This is a genomic window from Vibrio sp. 10N.222.49.C12, assembly GCF_041475025.1.
GTDB lineage: Bacteria > Pseudomonadota > Gammaproteobacteria > Enterobacterales > Vibrionaceae > Vibrio > Vibrio crassostreae_C.
Window position 1 is genome coordinate 1 of sequence record NZ_JBFRVF010000110.1, and the last position, 14,284, is coordinate 14,284.

Annotated in this window: 28 protein-coding genes; all 28 read right to left on the reverse strand. The window is 45.2% G+C overall.

The window, feature by feature from the left end:
• Positions 1 to 160: 160 nt before the first annotated feature.
• The 28 genes from rplQ to rpsJ all read right to left on the reverse strand — a co-directional run bounded on the left by rplQ (position 161) and on the right by rpsJ (position 13,811).
• On the reverse strand, positions 161 to 541 hold the full coding sequence (rplQ, locus tag AB4583_RS20770) for a 50S ribosomal protein L17 (protein WP_004729812.1): 381 nt from the start codon (positions 539 to 541) through the stop codon (positions 161 to 163).
• A 24-nt stretch (positions 542 to 565) separates the two neighbouring features.
• Positions 566 to 1,558 carry a DNA-directed RNA polymerase subunit alpha gene (locus tag AB4583_RS20775; RefSeq protein ID WP_004729813.1) on the reverse strand — a complete coding sequence of 331 codons (993 nt, stop codon included), beginning with the start codon at positions 1,556 to 1,558 and terminating at the stop codon, positions 566 to 568.
• A gap of 22 nt (positions 1,559 to 1,580) precedes the next feature.
• The gene (rpsD, locus tag AB4583_RS20780) at positions 1,581 to 2,201 is read right to left on the reverse strand and encodes a 30S ribosomal protein S4 (RefSeq protein ID WP_004738777.1); all 621 of its coding nucleotides are present in this window, start codon (positions 2,199 to 2,201) and stop codon (positions 1,581 to 1,583) included.
• A gap of 31 nt (positions 2,202 to 2,232) precedes the next feature.
• Complete coding sequence (gene rpsK, locus AB4583_RS20785; protein ID WP_004738778.1) at positions 2,233 to 2,622, reverse strand: 30S ribosomal protein S11; 390 nt, start codon at positions 2,620 to 2,622, stop codon at positions 2,233 to 2,235.
• Between the two features lie 19 nt (positions 2,623 to 2,641).
• The gene (rpsM, locus tag AB4583_RS20790; RefSeq protein ID WP_004738779.1) at positions 2,642 to 2,998 is read right to left on the reverse strand and encodes a 30S ribosomal protein S13; all 357 of its coding nucleotides are present in this window, start codon (positions 2,996 to 2,998) and stop codon (positions 2,642 to 2,644) included.
• A 148-nt stretch (positions 2,999 to 3,146) separates the two neighbouring features.
• Positions 3,147 to 3,260, reverse strand: coding sequence for a 50S ribosomal protein L36 (rpmJ, locus tag AB4583_RS20795; RefSeq protein WP_000868186.1), 114 nt, complete (start codon positions 3,258 to 3,260; stop codon positions 3,147 to 3,149).
• A 41-nt stretch (positions 3,261 to 3,301) separates the two neighbouring features.
• On the reverse strand, positions 3,302 to 4,636 hold the full coding sequence (secY, locus tag AB4583_RS20800) for a preprotein translocase subunit SecY (RefSeq protein ID WP_004738781.1): 1,335 nt from the start codon (positions 4,634 to 4,636) through the stop codon (positions 3,302 to 3,304).
• Between the two features lie 20 nt (positions 4,637 to 4,656).
• On the reverse strand, positions 4,657 to 5,091 hold the full coding sequence (gene rplO / locus AB4583_RS20805; RefSeq protein WP_004736758.1) for a 50S ribosomal protein L15: 435 nt from the start codon (positions 5,089 to 5,091) through the stop codon (positions 4,657 to 4,659).
• 5 nt (positions 5,092 to 5,096) lie between these two features.
• Entirely contained in the window at positions 5,097 to 5,273 is a 177-nt protein-coding gene (rpmD, locus tag AB4583_RS20810) for a 50S ribosomal protein L30 (RefSeq protein ID WP_004736756.1), read from the reverse strand.
• Between the two features lie 7 nt (positions 5,274 to 5,280).
• Positions 5,281 to 5,781 carry a 30S ribosomal protein S5 gene (rpsE, locus tag AB4583_RS20815; RefSeq protein WP_017061307.1) on the reverse strand — a complete coding sequence of 167 codons (501 nt, stop codon included), beginning with the start codon at positions 5,779 to 5,781 and terminating at the stop codon, positions 5,281 to 5,283.
• A 14-nt stretch (positions 5,782 to 5,795) separates the two neighbouring features.
• Positions 5,796 to 6,149, reverse strand: a complete 354-nt coding sequence (gene rplR / locus AB4583_RS20820) for a 50S ribosomal protein L18 (protein WP_004738784.1) — start codon at positions 6,147 to 6,149, stop codon at positions 5,796 to 5,798.
• Positions 6,150 to 6,158: 9 nt separating this feature from the next.
• Entirely contained in the window at positions 6,159 to 6,692 is a 534-nt protein-coding gene (gene rplF, locus AB4583_RS20825) for a 50S ribosomal protein L6 (protein ID WP_017063712.1), read from the reverse strand.
• A 10-nt stretch (positions 6,693 to 6,702) separates the two neighbouring features.
• Positions 6,703 to 7,095 carry a 30S ribosomal protein S8 gene (gene rpsH, locus AB4583_RS20830; RefSeq protein WP_017061309.1) on the reverse strand — a complete coding sequence of 131 codons (393 nt, stop codon included), beginning with the start codon at positions 7,093 to 7,095 and terminating at the stop codon, positions 6,703 to 6,705.
• Positions 7,096 to 7,124: 29 nt separating this feature from the next.
• On the reverse strand, positions 7,125 to 7,430 hold the full coding sequence (gene rpsN, locus AB4583_RS20835) for a 30S ribosomal protein S14 (RefSeq protein ID WP_004738789.1): 306 nt from the start codon (positions 7,428 to 7,430) through the stop codon (positions 7,125 to 7,127).
• A 16-nt stretch (positions 7,431 to 7,446) separates the two neighbouring features.
• Positions 7,447 to 7,986, reverse strand: coding sequence for a 50S ribosomal protein L5 (gene rplE, locus AB4583_RS20840; protein ID WP_004738790.1), 540 nt, complete (start codon positions 7,984 to 7,986; stop codon positions 7,447 to 7,449).
• Positions 7,987 to 8,010: 24 nt separating this feature from the next.
• Positions 8,011 to 8,328, reverse strand: a complete 318-nt coding sequence (gene rplX, locus AB4583_RS20845; RefSeq protein WP_004738792.1) for a 50S ribosomal protein L24 — start codon at positions 8,326 to 8,328, stop codon at positions 8,011 to 8,013.
• A gap of 11 nt (positions 8,329 to 8,339) precedes the next feature.
• The gene (gene rplN, locus AB4583_RS20850; RefSeq protein WP_004736740.1) at positions 8,340 to 8,711 is read right to left on the reverse strand and encodes a 50S ribosomal protein L14; all 372 of its coding nucleotides are present in this window, start codon (positions 8,709 to 8,711) and stop codon (positions 8,340 to 8,342) included.
• Between the two features lie 162 nt (positions 8,712 to 8,873).
• A complete protein-coding gene (gene rpsQ, locus AB4583_RS20855) occupies positions 8,874 to 9,128 on the reverse strand; it encodes a 30S ribosomal protein S17 (protein ID WP_004736739.1) in 255 nt (84 codons plus the stop codon).
• Positions 9,128 to 9,319, reverse strand: a complete 192-nt coding sequence (gene rpmC, locus AB4583_RS20860) for a 50S ribosomal protein L29 (protein WP_004736737.1) — start codon at positions 9,317 to 9,319, stop codon at positions 9,128 to 9,130. Before rpmC ends, rpsQ begins: the two co-directional genes overlap by 1 nt.
• On the reverse strand, positions 9,319 to 9,729 hold the full coding sequence (rplP, locus tag AB4583_RS20865) for a 50S ribosomal protein L16 (protein WP_004736736.1): 411 nt from the start codon (positions 9,727 to 9,729) through the stop codon (positions 9,319 to 9,321). The genes rpmC and rplP overlap by 1 nt, the downstream gene beginning before the upstream one ends.
• Before the next feature lie 11 nt (positions 9,730 to 9,740).
• Positions 9,741 to 10,439, reverse strand: a complete 699-nt coding sequence (gene rpsC / locus AB4583_RS20870; RefSeq protein ID WP_004736734.1) for a 30S ribosomal protein S3 — start codon at positions 10,437 to 10,439, stop codon at positions 9,741 to 9,743.
• A gap of 18 nt (positions 10,440 to 10,457) precedes the next feature.
• Positions 10,458 to 10,790, reverse strand: a complete 333-nt coding sequence (rplV, locus tag AB4583_RS20875) for a 50S ribosomal protein L22 (protein ID WP_004736732.1) — start codon at positions 10,788 to 10,790, stop codon at positions 10,458 to 10,460.
• A 10-nt stretch (positions 10,791 to 10,800) separates the two neighbouring features.
• Positions 10,801 to 11,079 carry a 30S ribosomal protein S19 gene (rpsS, locus tag AB4583_RS20880; protein WP_004736729.1) on the reverse strand — a complete coding sequence of 93 codons (279 nt, stop codon included), beginning with the start codon at positions 11,077 to 11,079 and terminating at the stop codon, positions 10,801 to 10,803.
• A 19-nt stretch (positions 11,080 to 11,098) separates the two neighbouring features.
• Positions 11,099 to 11,923 carry a 50S ribosomal protein L2 gene (gene rplB, locus AB4583_RS20885; RefSeq protein ID WP_010435149.1) on the reverse strand — a complete coding sequence of 275 codons (825 nt, stop codon included), beginning with the start codon at positions 11,921 to 11,923 and terminating at the stop codon, positions 11,099 to 11,101.
• 14 nt (positions 11,924 to 11,937) lie between these two features.
• Entirely contained in the window at positions 11,938 to 12,240 is a 303-nt protein-coding gene (gene rplW / locus AB4583_RS20890; RefSeq protein WP_004736765.1) for a 50S ribosomal protein L23, read from the reverse strand.
• Complete coding sequence (gene rplD / locus AB4583_RS20895; protein WP_004738803.1) at positions 12,237 to 12,839, reverse strand: 50S ribosomal protein L4; 603 nt, start codon at positions 12,837 to 12,839, stop codon at positions 12,237 to 12,239. The genes rplW and rplD overlap by 4 nt, the downstream gene beginning before the upstream one ends.
• 16 nt (positions 12,840 to 12,855) lie before the next feature.
• Complete coding sequence (gene rplC, locus AB4583_RS20900) at positions 12,856 to 13,485, reverse strand: 50S ribosomal protein L3 (RefSeq protein ID WP_004736763.1); 630 nt, start codon at positions 13,483 to 13,485, stop codon at positions 12,856 to 12,858.
• Positions 13,486 to 13,499: 14 nt separating this feature from the next.
• On the reverse strand, positions 13,500 to 13,811 hold the full coding sequence (gene rpsJ / locus AB4583_RS20905) for a 30S ribosomal protein S10 (protein WP_004736761.1): 312 nt from the start codon (positions 13,809 to 13,811) through the stop codon (positions 13,500 to 13,502).
• Positions 13,812 to 14,284 lie beyond the last annotated feature (473 nt).

Sequence of the window (14,284 nt, forward strand, 5' to 3'; positions counted from 1 at the left end):
TACGAGATACGAGATACGAGACATTTTTGAAAATTGGAGCAGATAAGACAAGCAAAAAGTGCCAAACATCATGGTGCAATTTCTATTATCTTTTCCTTGTTCCACAGACACAAAAAAGCCGAGCTAATGCTCGGCTTTTGTATTAAGAATCTAGTATAGATTACTCAGCAGCTTCTTCAGCAGCTGGGCGGTCTACAAGCTCAATGTAAGCCATTGGAGCTTTATCACCAGTACGGAAACCACATTTAAGAATGCGAGTGTAACCACCTTGGCGAGCCGCGAAACGCGGGCCTAGTTCATTAAATAGTTTTGCCACAACTTCGTTATCACGAGTGCGAGCAAATGCAAGACGACGGTTAGCAACACTGTCTGTCTTAGCTAGGGTAATCAATGGCTCAATTACGCGACGTAGTTCTTTTGCTTTAGGCACGGTAGTTTTAATAACTTCGTGACGAACAAGAGAGCTAGCCATGTTGCTGAACATCGCTTTGCGATGACTGCTGTTGCGGTTGAGTTGACGACCACTTTTACGATGGCGCATGACCTAATCCTTCTAACTTTTCGATTAATCTTCAGCGATTGACGCTGGTGGCCAGTTTTCTAGACGCATGCCTAGAGAAAGACCACGTGAAGCAAGCACATCTTTAATCTCTGTAAGAGATTTCTTACCAAGGTTTGGCGTTTTAAGTAGCTCAACCTCAGTGCGCTGTACAAGATCACCGATGTAGTGAATCGCTTCTGCTTTCAAACAGTTAGCAGAGCGAACTGTTAGTTCAAGATCGTCTACAGGACGTAGTAGGATAGGATCGAATTCTGGCTTCTCTTCCTTCTCCTCAGGTACACGTACATCACGAAGATCTACGAACGCATCCAATTGTTCAGCTAAAATAGTAGCTGCACGACGGATTGCTTCCTCAGGTTCTAGAGTACCGTTCGTTTCCATATCGATAACAAGCTTGTCTAAATCAGTACGTTGTTCTACACGTGCCGCTTCTACAGCGTAAGCGATTTTATCAACCGGGCTGTAAGTAGCGTCAACTAGTAGACGACCGATAGGACGCTCATCTTCTTCAGTATGGATACGAGCTGAAGCTGGAACGTAACCACGACCACGTTCTACTTTGATACGCATAGCGATCTCAGCGTTGTCATCCGTTAGGTGACAAATTACGTGCTCAGGGTTAGCGATCTCTACATCACCATCGTGGGTGATGTCACCTGCAACAACAGGGCCTGAGCCTGATTTGTTCAGTGTAATAAACACTTCATCTTTGCCTTCAGCAACGCGTACAGCCAAACCTTTAAGATTTAGAAGGATTTCCAGGATATCTTCCTGAACGCCTTCTTTAGTGCTGTATTCGTGTAGCACACCTTCAATTTCAACTTCTGTTACGGCACAACCCGGCATAGAAGATAGAAGAATGCGGCGAAGAGCATTACCTAGAGTGTGGCCGAAACCGCGCTCTAATGGCTCAAGAGTTACTTTCGCGTGTGTCGTATTGATCTGTTCAATGTCAACAAGACGCGGCTTAAGAAATTCTGTTACAGAACCCTGCATTGTGTCCTCTCTTTTTTTAACCTTACTTAGAGTAAAGTTCGACGATCAAGTGTTCATTGATGTCAGCTGATAGGTCAGAACGCTCAGGCATACGCTTGAATGTACCTTCCATTTTGCCAGCATCTACTTCAATCCAAGTTGGCTTTTCACGTTGTTCAGCAACTTCTAGAGCCGCTTTAATACGAGATTGCTGTTTAGCTTTCTCGCGGATAGAAACAACGTCGTTTGCCGCTACTTTGAAAGAAGGAACGTTTACAACTTTACCGTTAACTAGAATAGACTTGTGGCTAACTAGTTGACGAGATTCAGCACGAGTAGCGCCAAAGCCCATACGGTAAACTACGTTATCAAGACGACCTTCAAGAAGCTGAAGCAGGTTTGCACCTGTGTTGCCTTTAAGACGTGCAGCTTCTTTGTAGTAGTTGCGGAATTGTTTTTCTAGAACGCCGTAGATACGACGAACTTTTTGCTTCTCACGAAGCTGAACGCCATACTCAGATAGACGACCGCGACGAGCGCCGTGTACACCTGGTGCGTTATCAATTTTACACTTGGTATCGATCGCACGGACACCAGACTTAAGGAATAAGTCAGTACCTTCGCGACGGCTAAGCTTAAGCTTAGGACCCAAATATCTTGCCATGATCTTTCTCCAATATTCCTAGAAACGAAACTTAAACGCGACGTTTCTTAGGTGGACGACAACCGTTATGAGGGATTGGTGTCGCATCAACAATGTTAGTGATACGGAAACCAGCAGCGTTCAGTGCACGAACAGTAGATTCGCGACCTGGACCTGGACCCTTAACCATAACTTCCAAGTTCTTTAGGCCATATTCTTTAGCCATTTCACCACAACGCTCAGCTGCAACTTGTGCTGCGAACGGAGTAGATTTACGAGAACCACGGAAACCTGAACCACCTGCTGTAGCCCATGCAAGAGCGTTGCCTTGACGGTCAGTGATAGTTACGATTGTGTTGTTGAAAGAAGCATGAATGTGCGCTACGCCATCAGCTACTTGCTTGCGTACGCGCTTACGCGCGCGAGTTGGTTGTTTTGCCATTGTACTCTACCTTATCCGACTATTTCTTGATCGGCTTGCGCGGACCCTTACGGGTGCGAGCGTTGGTTTTAGTACGCTGTCCACGTAGTGGTAGACTGCGACGATGACGAAGACCGCGGTAACAGCCAAGGTCCATAAGACGCTTGATGTTCATCGATACTTCACGACGTAGATCACCTTCTACAGTGTACTTAGCTACACCATCACGCAGTTGATCGATCTGCTCTTCAGTTAGTTCACTGATCTTAGCATCTTCAGCAATACCCACTTCAGCTAGAATAGCTTGAGAGCGAGTTTTACCGATACCGTAGATTGCAGTAAGTGCAATTACAGAATGCTTATGATCAGGAATGTTAATGCCGGCTATACGGGCCATTATTCACTCCTAAGGGGTTCATAAAAGAATTATCCGCAGCAAAGCCCGTTATGGATACGCTGCGGCATACTACTTCTTTTGCACGCAAAAGGTAGGCCGAGGAATATACTCGACTCTACCTTGTATTTCAAGTAAAAATTTCTGCTAATTAGCCTTGGCGTTGCTTATGCTTTGGCTCACTGCAAATCACGCGAACGACACCGTTACGCTTGATAACTTTACAGTTACGGCAGATTTTTTTAACGGAAGCACGAACTTTCATTGCTAAACTCCGTAAATGGAATCGAAATTGTTACCACCGAATTAACGGCCGTAACCCTTCAGATTCGCTTTCTTTAACACAGAATCATACTGTTGTGACATCAGATGAGTCTGTACCTGTGCCATGAAATCCATGATAACTACCACTACGATTAGTAGTGATGTGCCGCCAAAGTAGAAACGAACGTTCCACGCGACCATCATGAACTCAGGAATCAGACATATAAAAGTAATGTATAGAGCGCCCGCAAGGGTTAGTCTAGTCATCACTTTATCGATATATTTCGCTGTCTGCTCACCTGGGCGGATACCGGGTACGAATGCACCAGACTTCTTCAAGTTATCAGCTGTTTCACGTGGGTTAAACACCAACGCTGTATAGAAGAAACAGAAGAAGATTATAGCTGCTGCATAAAGCATTACATACAAAGGTTGACCTGGGCTAAGAGCTAATGACACGTCAGTTAACCAACCGAACGCGCTGCTTTCACCATTTTGACCAAACCACTGCGCTAATGTTCCTGGGAACAAAATAATACTTGATGCGAAAATCGCTGGAATAACACCTGCCATATTAATCTTAAGAGGCAAGTGAGAGCTTTGTGCTGCAAAAACTTTACGACCTTGTTGACGTTTCGCATAGTTAACGACGATACGACGTTGACCACGTTCCATGAAAACTACGAAGTAAATAACAGCAAAAGACAATACAGCAATCAACAGCAGAAGAAGCACATGCAATTCACCTTGACGCGCTTGCTCGATTGTTTGACCGATTGCAGAAGGCAATCCAGCAACAATACCTGCAAAAATCAGAATGGAAATACCATTACCGATTCCTCGCTCAGTGATTTGTTCACCTAACCACATTAAGAACATGGTACCAGTTACTAAACTCACGGTAGCAATAAGCGTAAACATGGTTTGGTTGATAACAACCAGATTGTCGACCATGTTTGGTAAGCCTGTTGCGATACCAATAGCTTGGAATGTTGCAAGTACAAGCGTGCCGTAGCGTGTATATTGGCTTATCTTACGACGGCCTGCTTCACCCTCTTTCTTGAGTTCCGCTAACGCTGGATGAACTACAGTTAGCAATTGGACTACGATCGATGCCGAAATGTACGGCATGATACCCAATGCTAATATAGATGCACGCTCAAGAGCACCACCGGAGAACATGTTAAACATTTCTACGATGGTACCTTTTTGCTGATCGAACAAATCGGCAAGTACAGCTGCGTCAATACCAGGGATCGGCACAAAAGAGCCGGCTCGGAATACTAAAAGTGCACCAATTACGAATAATAAGCGCGACTTTAGTTCACTTAAGCCGCTCTGAGCACTACGAAAATCTTGTCCTGGTTTCTTAGCCATCTGTACCTCGTTCCTCGAGATTATTCCTCGATTTTACCGCCTGCAGCTTCGATTGCAGCTTTAGCGCCTTTAGTCACGCGTAGACCTTTAACAGTCACAGCTTTGCTTAGGTCACCAGAAAGAACGATCTTAACAAACTCGATGTTCTTAGTGATAACGTTAGCAGCTTTAAGGCTGTTAAGATCAACTACGTCACCTGTTACTTTCGCTAGCTCAGCTAGACGAACTTCAGCAGACACTAGGCTCTTACGAGAAGTGAAACCGAATTTAGGTAGACGTTGTTTTAGAGGCATTTGACCGCCTTCAAAACCTGGACGAACAGAGCCGCCAGAACGTGACTTTTGACCTTTGTGACCGCGGCCACCTGTTTTACCAAGGCCAGAACCGATACCACGACCTACACGCTTCTTAGAAGGTTTAGAGCCAGCAGCCGGTGATAGAGTATTCAAACGCATTCTGATTACTCCTCAATCTTAACCATGTAGTAAACCTTGTTGATCATACCGCGTACGCACGGTGTATCTTCAAGTTCTACTGTATGGTTGATGCGACGAAGACCTAGACCTTTAAGACACGCTTTGTGCTTAGGTAGGCGACCAATTGAGCTTTTAGTTTGAGTTACTTTAATAGTTGCCATCGTGTGCTTACTCCGAAATAGATTCAACAGTTAGACCACGTTTAGCAGCAACCATTTCTGGTGACTTAACGTCTACTAGAGCACCAATCGTTGCACGAACGATGTTGATCGGGTTCGTTGAACCGTATGCTTTAGAAAGTACGTTATGTACGCCCGCAACTTCAAGTACAGCACGCATTGCACCGCCGGCAATAACACCTGTACCTTCTGCAGCTGGCTGCATGTAAACTTTAGAGCCCGAATGACGACCTTTCACCGGGTGGTGAAGAGTGCCTTCGTTAAGCGATACTGTAACCATGTTACGGCGCGCTTTTTCCATTGCTTTTTGAATCGCAGCAGGTACTTCACGAGCTTTGCCGTAACCGAAACCTACGCGACCGTTACCGTCACCAACTACTGTTAGTGCAGTAAAGCTCATGATTCGACCACCTTTAACCGTCTTAGATACACGGTTAACTGCGATCAGCTTTTCTTGCAAATCATTAGCTTGTTGTTGTTCTTTAGCCATCTTCCAACCCTACCTTAGAATTTCAGACCAGCTTCGCGAGCAGATTCTGCTAGCGCCGCTACTCGACCGTGGTATTGGAAACCAGAACGATCAAATGCAACTGAAGCTACGCCTTTTTCAAGAGCGCGCTCAGCAACAGCTTTACCAACTGCTTTAGCTGCATCAACGTTACCAGTGTTCTTAACTTGCTCACGGATCGCTTTTTCTACAGTAGAAGCAGCTGCGATAACCTCAGAGCCGTTTGCCGCGATAACTTGTGCGTAAACATGGCGAGGAGTACGGTGTACTACCAGGCGAGTTGCACCAAGTTCTGCAATCTTACGACGTGCACGTGTAGCACGACGGATGCGAGATGCTTTCTTATCCATAGTGATACCTTACTTCTTCTTAGCTTCTTTAGTACGCACATTTTCATCTGCGTAACGAACACCTTTGCCTTTGTAAGGCTCAGGAGCACGGTAAGAACGAATGTCAGCCGCAACTTGACCTACTACTTGCTTATCGCAACCAGTAATGATGATCTCAGTTTGGCTAGGGCACTCAGCTTTAATACCTTCAGGTAGAGCGTGCTCTACTGGGTGAGAAAAACCAAGAGTTAGAGCTACAGAGTTGCCTTTCATAGCAGCACGGTAACCAACACCCTTAAGAGTTAGCTTCTTAGTGAAGCCCTCAGTAACACCCACAACCATGTTATTAACTAGAGCGCGAGCTGTACCAGCTTGTGCCCATGCGTTAGTAACACCTTCTTTCGGACCGAAAGTTAGGTTGGTTTCTTCCTGTGCAATAACTACGGCGCTGTTAAGAACGCGAGTAAGCTCACCTTTGCTACCTTTTACAGTAACTTCTTGGCCGTTTAGTTTCACCTCTACGCCAGCTGGAATAGCGACAGGTGCTTTAGCAACACGAGACATAATCTACTCCTTAAGCTACGTAACAGATGATTTCACCGCCAAGACCTGCTTTACGAGCAGCACGGTCAGACATCAGACCCTTGGAAGTAGAAACAACTGCAATACCAAGACCACCCATCACTGTAGGTAAAGAGTCTTTATTTTTATAAACTCTTAGACCAGGACGTGATACACGCTTGATTTGCTCGATTACAGGTTTAGCTTGGAAGTACTTAAGAGTAACTTCTAGCTCAGGTTTTGCTTCGCTGTTAACAGCGAAGTCTACGATGTAACCTTCAGCTTTAAGTAATGCAGCAATTGCAACTTTAAGCTTTGAAGAAGGCATTTTTACAGCAACTTTGTTTGCTGCCTGACCGTTACGAACTCGGGTCAGCATATCCGAAATCGGATCTTGCATGCTCATAAGATTTACTCCAAATGATTAAGTGGCAATTACCAGCTAGCCTTACGAAGACCCGGAATCTCGCCTTTCATGCAAGCTTCACGAACCTTAATGCGGCTTAGACCGAATTTACGTAGGTAACCGTGTGGACGACCAGTTTGGTTGCAACGGTTGCGCTGACGTGATGCACTTGAATCACGTGGAAGAGATTGCAGTTTAAGAACCGCATTCCAACGATCTTCTTCAGATGCGTTTACATCGCTAATGATAACTTTTAGCGCAGAACGCTTTTCAGCGAACTTAGCTACTAGTTTTGCACGTTTAGCTTCACGTGCTTTCATTGATTGTTTAGCCATAACAGTAACCCTACCCTTACTTACGGAATGGGAAGTTAAAGGCAGCCAGCAGAGCTCGGCCTTCCTCATCGGAACCCGCAGAAGTCGTGATAGTGATATCAAGACCGCGGACACGATCGACTTTATCGTAGTCGATTTCCGGAAAGATGATTTGCTCGCGAACGCCCATGCTGTAGTTACCGCGACCGTCAAAAGACTTAGCGCTAACACCACGGAAATCACGTACACGTGGAAGTGCGATAGAGATTAAACGCTCTAAAAATTCCCACATGCGCTCACCACGCAAGGTTACTTTACAACCAATTGGGTAGCCTTCACGAATTTTGAAACCAGCTACAGATTTACGCGCTTTAGTGATAAGTGGCTTTTGACCAGAGATCGTTGCCATATCAGCTGCTGCGTTTTCTAGCAGTTTCTTATCGTTGATTGCTTCACCAACGCCCATATTTAGGGTGATTTTCTCAATCCTAGGGACTTGCATGACGCTTGTGTAGCTGAACTCTTTGGTAAGCTCAGCGACTACAGACGACTTGTAGTAATCATGCAGTTTCGCCATAGTAGAACTCCAAATTACTTCTAATTAGTTAGAAACAGTTTCGCCGTTAGATTTGAAGAAACGAACTTTCTTGCCATCTTCGATACGGAAACCGATACGGTCTGCTTTACCAGTAGCCGCGTTAAAAACAGCAACGTTAGAAGCATCAATAGCTGCTTCTTGTTCAACGATGCCACCTTGTTGACCTAGAGCCGGAACCGGCTTTTGGTGTTTCTTAACAAGGTTGATGCCTTCAACGATAACTTTACCAGTTGTCAGAACCTTAGTTACTTTACCTTTCTTGCCTTTATCTTTACCAGCAAGAATGATTACTTCGTCATTACGACGGATTTTAGCTGCCATATTGCCGCTCCTTACAGAACTTCAGGTGCTAGTGATACAATCTTCATGAATTTCGCGTTACGAAGTTCACGAGTCACAGGACCAAAGATACGTGTGCCGACTGGTTGCTCAGTAGTGTCATTTAACAATACACAAGCATTACTGTCGAAGCGAATGACAGAACCGTCTGGGCGACGAACGCCTTTACGGGTGCGCACTACTACCGCCTTCAGAACATCACCTTTCTTTACTTTACCGCGAGGAATCGCTTCCTTCACTGTAACCTTGATGACGTCACCGATATGTGCATAACGGCGGTGAGAGCCACCCAGAACCTTAATACACATTACCTTGCGCGCGCCAGAGTTATCTGCTGCGTCAAGTGTACTTTGCATCTGGATCATTGTTAGTGCTCCGCTAAATATTAAAACTAGACCCTCTCGGGTCGGGCTGCCTCTTTAAAAGGGACGCGAATTGTACCACCCTTTTTTTAAATTGGGTAGACAAAAAACAAGCGGCTCCAAAAAATAATTTGGAGCCGCTTATAAGTTATAGAATTACAAAGATTAAATCTTCGCTTTTTCTAGAACTTTAACCAATGTCCAAGACTTAGTCTTAGACAGAGGACGACACTCAGCGATTTCAACTTTGTCGCCTAGGCCACAAGTGTTGTCTTCGTCGTGTGCGTGTACTTTAGTCGTGCGTTTGATGAACTTACCGTAAATTGGGTGTTTTACAGTGCGTTCAATAGCAACAACGATAGACTTGTCCATCTTGTCGCTTACTACACGGCCTTGCTGGATGCGGTTAGTTTCGCTCATTATGCGCCTGCCTTTTCAGTCAAAACAGTTTTCACACGTGCGATGTCACGGCGTACAGCTTTTAGAGTATGAGTTTGCTGAAGTTGACCAGTTGCAGCTTGCATGCGCAAGTTGAACTGTTCACGTAGCAAATTCAATAGCTCAGCGTTAAGCTCTTCAACGTTCTTTTCGCGTAGATCTTGTGCTTTCATCACATCACCTGCTTAGTTACAAAAGTAGTTTTAACAGGCAGTTTACGTGCCGCTAGGCGGAACGCTTCACGTGCCAACTCTTCAGGTACGCCATTCATCTCGTACATAACTTTGCCTGGTTGGATTTGAGCAACCCAGTACGCAACTGAACCTTTACCTTTACCTTGACGAACTTCAAGAGGCTTTTCAGTAATTGGCTTGTCTGGGAATACACGAATCCAGATTTGACCTTGACGCTTAATGTGACGTGTCATAGCACGACGTGCCGCTTCGATTTGACGTGCAGTCAGACGACCACGGCCAACAGCTTTAAGACCGAATTCGCCGAAGCTTACTTCAGTACCTTTAGCTAGACCACGGTTACGACCAGTCATAACCTTGCGGAACTTAGTACGTTTTGGTTGTAGCATCGTTCGACTCCTTACTTACGGCCTTTACGCTGCTTCTTAGGCTTATCGCCTTTTGGCTCTACTGCGTTAGCAGCTGGCATACCGCCTAGAATCTCACCTTTGAAGATCCAAACTTTAATGCCGATCACACCGTATTGAGTGTGAGCCGAAGAAGTTGCGTAATCAATGTCTGCACGTAGAGTGTGTAGAGGCACACGGCCTTCACGGTACCACTCAGAACGTGCGATTTCAGCACCGCCAAGACGGCCGCCTACTTGTACTTTGATGCCTTTAGCGCCTAGACGCATAGCATTTTGTACCGCACGCTTCATTGCACGACGGAACATAACACGACGCTCTAGTTGAGACGCGATGCTATCAGCTACAAGCTGACCATCTAGCTCAGGCTTACGTACTTCAGCGATGTTAATTTGCGCTGGTACACCTGCGATTTTAGCTACAGCTGCGCGTAGCTTCTCTACGTCTTCACCTTTCTTACCGATAACAACGCCAGGACGAGCAGTGTGAATAGTCACACGGATGCTCTTAGCTGGACGCTCGATAACGATACGAGATAATGATGCTTTTTGTAGTTCCTTTGTAAGGAACTGACGTACCTTGAAGTCGCCGTCTAGGTTGTCAGCGAATTCGTTGGTATTAGCAAACCATGTAGCATTCCAAGGCTTAACGATGCCAAGACGAATACCATTAGGATGTACTTTCTGACCCATTGCTTACTCTCCTAGTCTTTAGCGATCTGCTACAACAATAGTGATGTGGCTTGAACGCTTCAAGATACGATCCGCACGACCTTTAGCACGAGGCATAATACGCTTCATGATAGGGCCCTCATCTACGAAGATTTTAGCGACATTTAGATCGTCGATATCTGCACCTTCGTTATGTTCCGCGTTAGCGATAGCTGACTCAAGAACCTTCTTAACTAATACAGCAGCTTTTTTGTTGCTGAAAGTTAGAATTTCTAGAGCTTGGTCTACCGACTTACCGCGAATTTGGTCTGCAACTAAGCGAGCTTTCTGTGGAGAAATACGAGCAAAGTTATGTTTAGCTAAAGCTTCCATCATCTACTCCTTATTTCTTCTTAGCTTTCTTATCTGCAGCATGACCGCGATAAGTACGAGTTGGTGCAAATTCGCCCAGTTTGTGACCGATCATTTCTTCGGTAACGAAAACTGGAACGTGCTGACGACCATTATGGACAGCGATGGTCAAACCAATCATTGTTGGGATGATCATTGAGCGACGGGACCAAGTCTTAATAGGCTTTTTGTCTCCGCTTTCCACCGCTTTCTCTACCTTCTTCAGCAAGTGTAGGTCAATAAAAGGACCTTTCTTGAGAGAACGTGGCATGGCGATTCCTCTTTATAAATTATTTAGTGCGACGACGTACGATGTACTTGTCAGTGCGCTTGTTCTTACGAGTCTTGAAGCCCTTAGTAGGAACGCCCCAAGGAGAAACTGGGTGACGACCACCAGATGTGCGGCCTTCACCACCACCATGTGGGTGATCCACCGGGTTCATTACTACACCACGTACGGTTGGACGTACGCCGCGCCAGCGTGAAGCACCAGCTTTACCAAGTTCACGTAGCATATGCTCAGAGTTACCAACTTCACCGATCGTTGCACGACCTTCAGAAAGAACTTTGCGCATCTCACCAGAACGTAGACGGATAGTTACGTATGCACCATCGCGAGCGATGATTTGAGCATAAGCACCAGCCGAACGAGCTAGTTGAGCACCTTTACCAGGCTTAAGTTCAACACAGTGTACAGTAGAACCTACTGGGATGTTGCGCATCGGCAGAGTGTTACCTGCTTTGATTGCAGCATCTACGCCAGATTGAATCTGGTCGCCTGCGTTAACACCTTTAGGTGCAATGATGTAACGACGCTCACCGTCTGCGTACAGAACTAGAGCGATGTTAGCACTACGGTTTGGATCGTATTCTAGACGCTCAACTTTCGCTGGGATGCCATCTTTAGTACGTTTGAAGTCAATTACACGGTAATGGTGCTTATGACCACCACCGATGTGACGTACTGTAATACGACCGTTGTTGTTACGACCACCGTTCTTAGAGTTTTTCTCTAGAAGTGGTGCGTATGGCTTACCCTTGTGTAGGTCAGCGTTAACAACTTTAACGACGTGACGACGACCAGGGGAAGTCGGCTTACATTTAACAATAGCCATTTTTACTACTCCTGTTATTCCGCGCCGCCAACGAAGTCAAGATCTTGACCTTCTTTCAAAGTAACGTAGGCTTTCTTAACGTCTGAACGACGGCCTTCACGCATACCTTGACGTTTGGTCTTACCCTTTAATACAAGAGTATTTACAGACTTAACTTCAACTTCAAATAGCTTTTCTACAGCTGCTTTGATCTCTTTCTTAGTTGCATCTTTAGCTACTTTGAAAACGATAGTGTTCGCTTTCTCAGCTGCCATAGTTGCTTTTTCAGAGATGTGCGGAGCACGTAGAACTTTTAAGATACGCTCTTCAGTGATCATGCTAGCATCTCCTCAACTTGCTTAACTGCGTCAGCAGTCATTAGAACCTTGTCGAAAGCGATTAGTGATACTGGATCAACACCAGCAACATCACGTGCATCTACTTTGTATAGGTTACGAGCAGCTAAGAATAGATTTTCATCTACTTCGCCAGTCACAATCAGAACGTCGCTTAGCTCAAGCTCTTTAAGCTTAGCTACAAGTTCTTTTGTTTTTGGTGCTTCTACAGAGAAGTTATCAACAACGATTAAACGCTCTTGACGAACTAGCTCAGAAAGAATGCTCTTCATAGCACCGCGGTACATTTTTTTGTTTACTTTTTGGCTGTGATCTTGTGGTTTCGCAGCAAAAGTAACACCACCTGTACGCCAGATTGGGCTACGAATTGTACCAGCACGTGCGCGGCCAGTACCTTTTTGACGCCATGGCTTAGCGCCACCGCCAGATACTTCAGAACGAGTCTTTTGAGCACGAGTACCTTGACGAGCACCTGCTGCATATGCAACAACTACTTGGTGTACAAGAGCTTCGTTGAAGTCACGTCCGAAAGTAGTCTCGGAAACAGTTAGTGCATCAGCACCTTTAACCATCAATTCCATTACTTACTCCTAGACGTTATGCTTTAACAGCAGGTTTTACGATCACGTTTCCGCCTGTTGAGCCCGGTACTGCACCTTTAATAAGGAGTAGATTGCGCTCAGCGTCAACACGTACGATCTCTAGGTTTTGAGTCGTTACACGCTCAGCACCCATGTGACCTGCCATTTTCTTGCCTTTAAACACGCGGCCTGGAGTTTGACATTGGCCAATTGAACCCGGTGCGCGGTGAGACAAAGAGTTACCGTGAGTCATATCTTGAGTAGAGAAGTTCCAACGCTTGATAGCGCCTTGGAAGCCTTTACCTTTAGATGTACCAGTAACGTCTACTTTTTTAATTTCGTTGAAAAGTTCTACGTTTAGCTCAGCGCCAACTTCAAACTCTTCGCCGTTTTCTAAACGGAATTCCCAAAGACCGCGACCTGCTTCTACACCCGCTTTCGCGAAGTGACCAGCTTCAGGTTTAGTTACACGGTTAGCTTTCTTAGCACCAGTAGTTACTTGGATTGCTGCGTAGCCATCAGTCTCAAGAGTTTTAACTTGAGAAATACGGTTCGCTTCAACCTCAACAACAGTTACTGGGATAGAAACGCCTTCTTCAGTAAATACGCGGGTCATACCCACTTTACGTCCGACTAGACCAATCATTATTCTTATCTCCCTTAACCTAGGCTGATTTGAACATCAACGCCAGCTGCAAGATCAAGACGCATTAGAGCATCAACAGTTTTATCTGTTGGCTCAACGATGTCGATCAAACGCTTGTGAGTACGGATTTCGTACTGATCACGTGCATCTTTGTTGACGTGTGGAGAGGTAAGAACAGTGAAACGCTCTTTACGAGTAGGAAGTGGAATAGGACCACGAACCTGTGCGCCAGTACGTTTTGCTGTTTCAACGATTTCCGCAGTTGAAGCATCGATTAGCTTGTAATCAAACGCTTTAAGGCGGATACGAATACGTTGGTTCTGCATGAGACAGAGCTCCAATTATTAAAAATTACACAAACAATATCGCCACTCAAACCCGATAAAACGAGAGAATGCCGATTGATTTATGTGAAACCGTAGCACCCAAAATTAGGACGCATTGTCAGTTAACTTTTGAAGTAAACAAGAAGTTTACTATTTTTATTAACCGCGAACATAAGCTGAGTATACATTACTAGGTAAGACCTACTCCTCAGTGCTCATTGGTTCACAACCAGCGTTAGCCAGTGCGATGCATTATACAGATCACACTTTAGTATGCAAGTAGTGTTGGAAAAATAATCGCAATTTATTGGAAGTTGGTTTTGTATCGAGAGGGAAGAAGACAGATGGAAGGTAATATTTCTTTTGAGAAAACAAAAGGGAAGCCGAAGCTCCCCTTTTCAGATGCGTGCTCTTCTAATGAAGAGAGTGCAAAAATCTAAATGCTATTAAGCGAAGATTTTAGCTACAACACC

Coding starts and splice junctions, on each gene's coding strand:
- rplV (WP_004736732.1), bottom strand. CDS start 10,790: ATGGAAGCTTTAGCTAAACATAACTTTGCTCGTATTTCTCCACAGAAA.
- rpsM (WP_004738779.1), bottom strand. CDS start 2,998: ATGGCCCGTATAGCCGGCATTAACATTCCTGATCATAAGCATTCTGTA.
- rplQ (WP_004729812.1), bottom strand. CDS start 541: ATGCGCCATCGTAAAAGTGGTCGTCAACTCAACCGCAACAGCAGTCAT.
- rpsK (WP_004738778.1), bottom strand. CDS start 2,622: ATGGCAAAACAACCAACTCGCGCGCGTAAGCGCGTACGCAAGCAAGTA.
- rplX (WP_004738792.1), bottom strand. CDS start 8,328: ATGGCAGCTAAAATCCGTCGTAATGACGAAGTAATCATTCTTGCTGGT.
- rpmC (WP_004736737.1), bottom strand. CDS start 9,319: ATGAAAGCACAAGATCTACGCGAAAAGAACGTTGAAGAGCTTAACGCT.
- AB4583_RS20775 (WP_004729813.1), bottom strand. CDS start 1,558: ATGCAGGGTTCTGTAACAGAATTTCTTAAGCCGCGTCTTGTTGACATT.
- rpsD (WP_004738777.1), bottom strand. CDS start 2,201: ATGGCAAGATATTTGGGTCCTAAGCTTAAGCTTAGCCGTCGCGAAGGT.
- rplD (WP_004738803.1), bottom strand. CDS start 12,839: ATGGAATTGATGGTTAAAGGTGCTGATGCACTAACTGTTTCCGAGACT.
- rplW (WP_004736765.1), bottom strand. CDS start 12,240: ATGATCACTGAAGAGCGTATCTTAAAAGTTCTACGTGCTCCGCACATC.
- rpmJ (WP_000868186.1), bottom strand. CDS start 3,260: ATGAAAGTTCGTGCTTCCGTTAAAAAAATCTGCCGTAACTGTAAAGTT.
- rpsJ (WP_004736761.1), bottom strand. CDS start 13,811: ATGCAGAACCAACGTATTCGTATCCGCCTTAAAGCGTTTGATTACAAG.
- rplR (WP_004738784.1), bottom strand. CDS start 6,149: ATGGATAAGAAAGCATCTCGCATCCGTCGTGCTACACGTGCACGTCGT.
- secY (WP_004738781.1), bottom strand. CDS start 4,636: ATGGCTAAGAAACCAGGACAAGATTTTCGTAGTGCTCAGAGCGGCTTA.
- rplC (WP_004736763.1), bottom strand. CDS start 13,485: ATGATTGGTCTAGTCGGACGTAAAGTGGGTATGACCCGCGTATTTACT.
- rpsH (WP_017061309.1), bottom strand. CDS start 7,095: ATGAGCATGCAAGATCCGATTTCGGATATGCTGACCCGAGTTCGTAAC.
- rpmD (WP_004736756.1), bottom strand. CDS start 5,273: ATGGCAACTATTAAAGTAACTCAAACTAAAAGCTCAATTGGTCGCCTA.
- rpsE (WP_017061307.1), bottom strand. CDS start 5,781: ATGGCTAAAGAACAACAACAAGCTAATGATTTGCAAGAAAAGCTGATC.
- rpsC (WP_004736734.1), bottom strand. CDS start 10,439: ATGGGTCAGAAAGTACATCCTAATGGTATTCGTCTTGGCATCGTTAAG.
- rpsS (WP_004736729.1), bottom strand. CDS start 11,079: ATGCCACGTTCTCTCAAGAAAGGTCCTTTTATTGACCTACACTTGCTG.
- rplF (WP_017063712.1), bottom strand. CDS start 6,692: ATGTCTCGTGTTGCTAAAGCACCTGTCGCTATTCCAGCTGGCGTAGAG.
- rplE (WP_004738790.1), bottom strand. CDS start 7,986: ATGGCGAAACTGCATGATTACTACAAGTCGTCTGTAGTCGCTGAGCTT.
- rplO (WP_004736758.1), bottom strand. CDS start 5,091: ATGCGTTTGAATACTCTATCACCGGCTGCTGGCTCTAAACCTTCTAAG.
- rplB (WP_010435149.1), bottom strand. CDS start 11,923: ATGGCTATTGTTAAATGTAAGCCGACTTCCCCTGGTCGTCGTCACGTC.
- rplN (WP_004736740.1), bottom strand. CDS start 8,711: ATGATCCAGATGCAAAGTACACTTGACGCAGCAGATAACTCTGGCGCG.
- rplP (WP_004736736.1), bottom strand. CDS start 9,729: ATGCTACAACCAAAACGTACTAAGTTCCGCAAGGTTATGACTGGTCGT.
- rpsQ (WP_004736739.1), bottom strand. CDS start 9,128: ATGAGCGAAACTAACCGCATCCAGCAAGGCCGTGTAGTAAGCGACAAG.
- rpsN (WP_004738789.1), bottom strand. CDS start 7,430: ATGGCTAAACAATCAATGAAAGCACGTGAAGCTAAACGTGCAAAACTA.